Annotated in this window: 2 protein-coding genes; one reads left to right on the forward strand and one right to left on the reverse strand. The window is 52.2% G+C overall.

All coding sequences use genetic code 11. The features are described from left to right. Positions 1–767: putative hydro-lyase (locus ABY802_RS16815; RefSeq protein WP_372628266.1), on the forward strand; the 767-nt coding region annotated here is incomplete at its 5' end. Positions 768–802: 35 nt separating this feature from the next. On the opposite strand, the gene ABY802_RS16820 is transcribed toward ABY802_RS16815, so the two are convergent. Continuing rightward, positions 803–2,011: hypothetical protein (locus ABY802_RS16820; RefSeq protein ID WP_372628267.1), on the reverse strand; the 1,209-nt coding region annotated here is incomplete at its 5' end.

Here is a 2,011-nt window from a genome sequence, read left to right on the forward strand (position 1 = left end):
ACCAGCTACGTCAACAATGCCGCACTGGTGCGTTTAGCGGCCATACCTCCGGCTTTGCAGCAGGTTTTGTTCAGGCCAATATGGCCATTTTACCCCGCCAGTACGCAGCCGATTTTTTACAGTTTTGCCATTTTAACCCCAAGCCCTGCCCCTTGCTGGGTATGGCGGCTACCCCGGGTGCTATTGATATGCCAGCGCTGGCCACAGATCTGGATATCCGCAGCGATTTGCCGAAATATCGTGTTTTTCAAAACGGTAAATTAACCGATGAAGTGACCGATGTGCGGGATATCTGGCGGGACGATTTAGTGACCTTTTTAATTGGCTGCTCTTTCTCCTTTGAAGAGTCTTTACTGGCCGATGGTCTGGAGATTCGCAACATCACAGAAAAAGTAAACGTGCCGATGTACCGCACCAATATCGCCTGCACCCCGGCCGGGGTTTTTCATGGCGGTATGGTGGTCAGTATGCGACCAATGAAACCCGCCGATGCCATCCGCGCTATTCAAATCTGTTCGCGCTTTCCCCAGGTGCATGGTGCGCCGGTGCATTTTGGCGATCCGGCCGCGATCGGTATTAACGATATTACCAAGCCGGACTTTGGTGATACCGTTAGTATAAAACCCGGTGAAGTACCGGTGTTCTGGGCCTGCGGTGTTACGCCGCAAGTGGCGATAGCTAATGCCAACGTTGATTTTTGTATTACCCACAGCCCGGGCCATATGCTGGTCACTGATATTGCTAACAGCAAACTGTCGGTGCTCTGACTCAGGCTCTGGTCAGAACGTTGAGATACTCAGGCTTAACTTTTAAAGTAACTGCGCAGCGAACTGCCGCTGCTGAACACACTGATCATACTGCCAAGCACCCCGGCAATGGATGCAGCCACAATATGTAATGACTGACCTGATGTCAGGGCAATGCCACCGACAATCACCACTACCAGTATTGCAAAACTCAACCGGTAATTTTTCCATACCCCGGCTTCGCCTACTTTTACCAGCTGGCGCAAAGTTTCAGACGGTTCCGCATTTTGTACAAACTGACGGAAACTGCGATTAACCAGGGTGAGTTTGCCACGGCTTACCCTTAGCAAGCCGTTAATCGCCAAATGCTCTATCATCAAGCAGTTAAGTGGGTTAAGTTGGTGACCATTAGCCAGATTAAACAGCGCCAGCTTCTCTTCATTGCTGCAACTTTCCCACTTATAACGATATAAAGCATCGGCATGAGTCAGGATAAAATTCAACGTTGCCCATTGCCGGGTCGTCAGGCCTTCGCTGCCGCGCCAAAGCCCCGGGCGGGGCTCAGCATCTGCAGTGTTAAGCTGCTCTGTCGTGGCGGGTAATGGCCCAAGCAATGGGTACGCGGCGACTTCCTGCTGCAGCATGCCCGCGTCTAAAGGCTCAGCCAGGGTATCCGGCATCTGCACGTTAAAGTTAAGTAAACATTCTGACCACGCCAGGTATTCAGACTGCTGCAGCGCACTTTCGCTGGCGGTAACTAACTCGTCTTTGATGGTAAGCCGCTGCAAACTGTTAAATCCCATCACCAGAGTAAAGGCACTGAGCTCGCCTAATAAGGTCAGCGCTTTGAGTTCAGTAATCAGACCCAGTAACAGCTGGCGCCGCCTCGGGCCATTCAGACCGGTATCTATCTGGCTTAGAGTAACCTGCATCGGCTTGCCAGGCTCGCTCTGCTGCAGCATTATCGACACGTTCTGCAATTCGTCGTCAAGCTGCTGTAAGGTGGCACTTCGCCGGTAAAGCTGCTCAAAACCCGGCAGCAGCGCGCTGCCGCTGTCGGCCAACCGTACTTGTTTTAACAGCATCAGTAGATTTACCCCGGCCGGTGGACAGGCGGTTAACTGTAGCTGCAACCCGTCAACCAGTCGTGTCGCAGCTGCCAGCTGCGTTTTGGCGCTCAGCTGATAAATATGCCGTAAAAAATCACTGTCATAACCCAGTCTCAGCCATAACACCCGACGCACATAAAGCTGCCACAGCACTAA

The sequence above is a fragment of the Arsukibacterium sp. genome, from assembly GCF_041616895.1.
GTDB lineage: Bacteria > Pseudomonadota > Gammaproteobacteria > Enterobacterales > Alteromonadaceae > Alishewanella.